2 protein-coding genes are annotated in these 2,524 nt (G+C 77.5%); both read right to left on the bottom strand.

Going from position 1 to position 2,524, the window contains the following annotated elements:
* A partial coding sequence (locus PV341_RS44720; protein ID WP_500360982.1) for a DivIVA domain-containing protein occupies nt 1-908 on the bottom strand: 908 nt, incomplete at its 3' end.
* Nucleotides 909-997: 89 nt separating this feature from the next.
* Nucleotides 998-2,524 (bottom strand): SUKH-4 family immunity protein (locus PV341_RS44715; RefSeq protein ID WP_500360980.1); only part of this gene is annotated, 1,527 nt, incomplete at its 5' end.

Raw genomic sequence — 2,524 nt, 5'->3', positions numbered from 1 at the left:
GGGCCCGGTTCCTCCTCGGCGTCGGGGGCCTCGCGGCCGGTGAGGGCGGCGAGGCTGCCACGGACGTGGGCGAGGTGCTCGCGGATCTCCTCCCGGCGGACCTCGTGCTCGCGCAGTTCGCGTTCGGCGGCCAGACGGATGCGCTCCTCCCGCACCCGGGCCTGGGCGAGCAGCTCCGCGGCGGCGGCGTCGGCCTCCTCCTGGCGGCGCCGCGCGGCCTCCTCCGTCTCCGCCAGGGCCCGGCGGGCGTCGTCCACCATGGCCTCGGCGTAGGAGGTGAGTTCGGCCAGGCGCGAGTCGACCCCGGCCTCGCCCTCCGCGAGTTCGTGCTCCTGGGTGTCGAAGCGCTCGCGGTGCTCCTTCTCCAGTTCGGCGAGCGCCTGTTCGCCCTCCCGCCGCGCGGCGTCGAGCTCCCGGGCGACCTCGTCCCGCAGCAGGCCGGTCTCCTCGCGGGCCTCGCCGAGCACGCGCCCGGCATCGGCACGGGCCTGCTCCAGCACCTGCTCGGCCTGCTCGTCCGCGGTGCCGCGGCGGGCGTGGGCGGCCGCGCGGGCCTCGTCCATGAGCGTGCGGCGGGCGGCCGCGGCCGCGTCGTGCGCGTGCCGGGCCTCCTCCTCGGCCTGTTCGCGTACGGAGGCCGCCTCCTCCTCGACCAGCCGCAGCAGGTCCAGTGCGCCCTTCCCGAGGGATTCGTAGGTGGGCGGCGAGAGCGTGGAGACCGCCTCGCGCAGCGCGGCGCACTCCGCGGTCATCTCGTTGGCCAGGACGGTGAGCCGCGCGGCGCGCTCCCAGGCAGCGTCGCGGTCCTCGGACAGCTCCTCCAGGAAGCGGTCGACCTGTTCGGTGCGGTACCCGCGGCCACGGACGGTGGCGAAGCCGTGGCCGCCGCGGGGGTGTGCCGTGCTCATACCCCTATTCTCGGGGATTTGCCGGATTTACCCATAACGCGACACTCCGACCGGCCCGCAGACCGGCCGGAGCGACGCCGTACGGGGACCTAGAGCATCCCGTCCCACATCTGCTCGATCAGCACCGGCCACCAGTGCTCGGGCGACGCCACCGCGGCCGGGTCGAGCGCGGCCAGCTGGTTCTGGAAGTCGACCGTCCAGCGGCCCGCCTGCTCGGGCGTCAGGCCGAGCCGCCAGCGCCACATCTTCCCGAGCAGTGCCAGGCAGCGGACGAACTCCGGCAGGCTGGAGTTGACGAACTGCGGCACGGGAGCCGTACCGCCCGGCCCGGCCTCCAGCGGCACCGCGACGATGTGCGCCGTGCCGTACTGCACGCACAGCTGGCGGCCGAAGTCATTGCCCATCACCAGGTACGAGCCCGCGTCCGGGGCCGGCTGCACGCCGCGCTCGGCCGCCAGCTCCGCCAGGGTCGGCACCGGCCGCCCCGGCTGGGCCTGGGCCCAGAAGAACGGCCCGAAGTCCACCGGCAGCCCGGACCAGGTGAGCGTCTGCGCGACGAGGTCCGGCACGCCCTGCCGGGCGACCGCCCGCTGGTCGAAGCGGAACACGCCCTGCGGCCCGAAGGACTGCGCCAGTTCCTGCCCGATCGCGTCCAGCGGGATCGGGGAGACCCGCTGGACCTGGTGCTGCTCGGGCAGCGGCACCCGGTGCGGGTGCGCGTGCGCCGGGGCACTCGCCACCTGGTGCAGCTCGCCGAGGTGCGTCAGCAGGTGCTGCACGCCCGCGCGACGGCTCGCGTGGTCCTTGCCGTAGGGGGCGGTACTGCTGATCCGCACCTGGGGCCAGGTCTCGCGGATCATCCGGGCGCAGTAGCCGCCCGGCAGGTCGCACGACTCCAGCTCCGTGTGCAGCTCCAGCACCGCCTGCGGCGGCACGCCGAGGGCGCGCAGCTCGTGCAGGATCTGCCACTCCGGGTGCGGCGTGCCGGGTGCGGAGCGGCGCATCAGCTGCTGTTCCGAGCCGTCCTGCGCGCGGTAGCGGAGCACGGCCAGGTAGCCGGGGCCGACCGTGGGCACCCCGGTGGGCGGCTGCGGCTGGGCCTGCGGCTGCTGGGGGTAGCCGTACGCCGGGGGCTGCGGCGGCGCCGCGACCGGACCGGGCGGCGGCGGGGGCGGTGCCGACGCCCCGGCGGCGCCGTCCGGGCGGGACAGCATCGTCGCGGCCTGGTGCACGTCCCCGGCCGCCGGCTGCGGCGGTACGGGCGGACCGGGCCGGTCGTTCGCGGGGAGCGCCTGCACCAGCTGCGTGGGCACGTACCCGGCGGCCGGGGTGCCGGGCACGCCCGGACCGGGCGGCGGCGCGGGCGGTCCGGGCGGGCCGGCCTTCGAGGTCTCGGCGGCGGACACGTCGGCGGCGCCGCGGCCGGGACCGGGCGGCGGCGGGGGCGGCGGAGGCGGGCCGTCCGGGCGGGACAGCATCGTCGCGGCGTGGTGCACGTCCCCGGGGGCGGGCCTGGCGGGGGTGGACGGCGCGGGCGGCGGCGGGGGCGGGCCCTGCTGGGCCACCGGCGGCGGGGGCGGCGGTGCCAGGGCGGGCCGGCCCAACGGGGAACGCGG

The organism is Streptomyces sp. PA03-1a (genome assembly GCF_033792805.1).
Taxonomy (GTDB): Bacteria; Actinomycetota; Actinomycetes; order Streptomycetales; family Streptomycetaceae; genus Actinacidiphila.
Note: the sequence above shows the minus strand (reverse complement) of the source record. Positions and strands in the feature narration are given on the sequence as shown.